At 28.5% G+C, this 2,220-nt stretch carries 4 protein-coding genes; all 4 read left to right on the top strand.

Annotation, left to right across the window (positions count from 1 at the left end):
• Positions 1-113: 113 nt before the first annotated feature.
• The 4 genes from GOQ29_RS04050 (at position 114) to GOQ29_RS04035 (ending at position 2,016) form a co-directional block, all read left to right on the top strand.
• Positions 114-644: a Holliday junction resolvase RecU gene (locus GOQ29_RS04050; protein ID WP_203371358.1), complete on the top strand. Its 531-nt coding sequence runs from the start codon at positions 114-116 to the stop codon at positions 642-644.
• A complete protein-coding gene (locus GOQ29_RS04045) occupies positions 622-1,254 on the top strand; it encodes a putative metallopeptidase (protein WP_203371357.1) in 633 nt (210 codons plus the stop codon). Before GOQ29_RS04050 ends, GOQ29_RS04045 begins: the two co-directional genes overlap by 23 nt.
• 164 nt (positions 1,255-1,418) lie before the next feature.
• A complete protein-coding gene (locus tag GOQ29_RS04040) occupies positions 1,419-1,592 on the top strand; it encodes a hypothetical protein (RefSeq protein ID WP_203371356.1) in 174 nt (57 codons plus the stop codon).
• Position 1,593: 1 nt separating this feature from the next.
• Positions 1,594-2,016 carry a YopX family protein gene (locus GOQ29_RS04035; RefSeq protein ID WP_203371355.1) on the top strand — a complete coding sequence of 141 codons (423 nt, stop codon included), beginning with the start codon at positions 1,594-1,596 and terminating at the stop codon, positions 2,014-2,016.
• Positions 2,017-2,220 lie beyond the last annotated feature (204 nt).

Below are 2,220 nucleotides of genomic sequence, written 5' to 3'. Positions count from 1 at the left end.
GAACATCTAAAAAAGCAGGCGGAAAATTAATATGATAAAGCATTTAAAGTATCTTTTAGATGGAACTTTAATGAAAAGGCATATTTATAGCAATATATTAAGGGGTGAGTAGTATGGGATATCATAGAGGGGACGTTTTTGAAGAACAAATTAATTTATCAAATATAGTTTATAAAAGAAAAGGAATAGCACTAATACAGAAAATAGCTACACCAGTAAAAGTACTTAAAAGGACTGGTGGAAGAATAACAGGATTCTTTGAACAAAAGAGTACACTTGATTATTTAGGAGTATATAAAAATATACCTATAGCTTTTGATGCTAAAGAGACGAATGAAAAGAAGAGATTTCCACTTAAAAATATACATCCTCATCAAATAGAATTTATGAAAGAATGGACAGAAAATGGAGGAAGGGCTTTTGTTCTAGTATCTTTTGTAAATCATAGAGAAGTATATAGACTAGATTGGAAGGACATAGAGTGGTTCTGGAATAGATATCAACAGAATAAAGGAAAGCGAGGATATGCAAGTATTCCTTATGAACATTTTAAACTTAATTGTAAAGAATTAGTATCTAGAGATGGAATATTACTAGATTATTTAGAAGGAGTTGAAGTAGATGAAAAATCTAATTGTGGTTGATACAAATACTGGTGAAAAGATAGAAGAGATAGAATTTTCAGGAGGATATAACATAAGCTATACTAATCTTACTGACTCAGGCAAAATAAGAAATATTAGAAAATTAAACAATAGTAAGTTCGGAGAAAAGCATTGGATAAAAAATTATATTTATAAATCCATAGCTATAAAATTAGTAGAAAAATTTAAAGAGCTAAAACATGTTAGACCAAATAAAATATTATTTATTGAGGATATGAACTGGGAGAAACCAGATTCAATCAAGCCGAAAAGACATTGGATGGCAAGAATTAAAAAAGCAAATAAACAATTAGAAAGCATGCTAGGCTATGAATATATATTAGAAACAAGAAATTATTATATTGAGAAAATGCAAAAAGAACAGATTATATCATTAATTTACCATGAACTTAGACATATTGATAAGTATGGAGATATACAAGAACATGATATTGAGGATTGGGATAATATGATAGCTACATTCGGAAAAGATTGGGCTACAACACAAGCTCAAATTCCTAATTTAATAGATGATTATATAGATTGGAATAGCTTAGAAAAAAGAGCTAAACAAATGAATTTATTTAGAGACATTAGAGCAGTCAAATAACATAACAGATTTTATCATAATTGATAACAAATCTTTTATTATAAAACATCTTAGGAGGGAAGAAAAATGTTAAAAGAAATAAATATAAAACAAGCAATAGAAATGCTATGAAGAAATAACAAGAGAAGAACAAAAAGCTGATGGAATAGAGTAGGAGGCAGAATATGGAGGACAATAAAAGGGAAATGTTAGAATATCAAATAAATAGCTATATAGAGTATATACTTAGAAACTTAGATAACAGCAATAATCTAGATTACTTCAATATAAAAATAAGCAATCATAATGGTAATATACAAGCTGAATGTACATTAAAAGATAGAAAGAAGGCGTATTGATATGAGAGAGATTAAGTTTAGAGGTATATATCCACATCATGAATTGTATGAAAACAAAGAAAAGTGGGTTTATGGATATCTATTATATGATAAAGATAATGATGAGTATTATATACAAGAAGATAATGATAGCTTAGGTGAATGTATTTTAATATTGAAAGAAACAAGGGGACAATATACAGGATTAAAAGATAAAAATGGAAAAGAGATTTATGAAGGAGATATTGCAATTGATGACAGTAGGACAATTGTTGAGATCATATGGACAGATCATCACCAATGGGGATGTAAAGTGATAAGAGGCTGTACACTTACAAAAGGCTTGACGTTCCCATTATGGCACTGGGATAAATGCAGAGAAAACGGATATAGAAAGTTTAAAGTTATAGGCAATATATATGAATATATGAAAATCCAGAGCTAATAAATAATTAAATAAAGTCCTACTGGACATCCAGCGGACACTTCTAGAAAAATTCTAGGAGTGTCTTTTATATTAGGAGGGGAGATATGGAATTAATTAATGTAGGAGAAGTGATTCATAAGAAGGTAAAGGAATTAGAACAATTAAGATATGAATTAAGTAAAATAAATAAAGCTGCAGCTATAACTGAACATGAAAAAAATT

Source organism: Anaeromonas gelatinilytica, from assembly GCF_016820635.1.
In the GTDB taxonomy this organism is placed as follows: domain Bacteria; phylum Bacillota; class Clostridia; order Tissierellales; family SIT17; genus Anaeromonas; species Anaeromonas gelatinilytica.
The sequence above is the reverse complement of the archived record's forward strand: the minus strand, read 5'-3'. Positions and strand labels throughout refer to the sequence as shown.

What these genes read in the sequence shown, in the direction of transcription:
- GOQ29_RS04045 (WP_203371357.1), top strand. Translation starts at nt 622, where the DNA reads ATGAAAAATCTAATTGTGGTTGATACAAATACTGGTGAAAAGATAGAA.
- GOQ29_RS04050 (WP_203371358.1), top strand. Translation starts at nt 114, where the DNA reads ATGGGATATCATAGAGGGGACGTTTTTGAAGAACAAATTAATTTATCA.
- GOQ29_RS04040 (WP_203371356.1), top strand. Translation starts at nt 1,419, where the DNA reads ATGGAGGACAATAAAAGGGAAATGTTAGAATATCAAATAAATAGCTAT.
- GOQ29_RS04035 (WP_203371355.1), top strand. Translation starts at nt 1,594, where the DNA reads ATGAGAGAGATTAAGTTTAGAGGTATATATCCACATCATGAATTGTAT.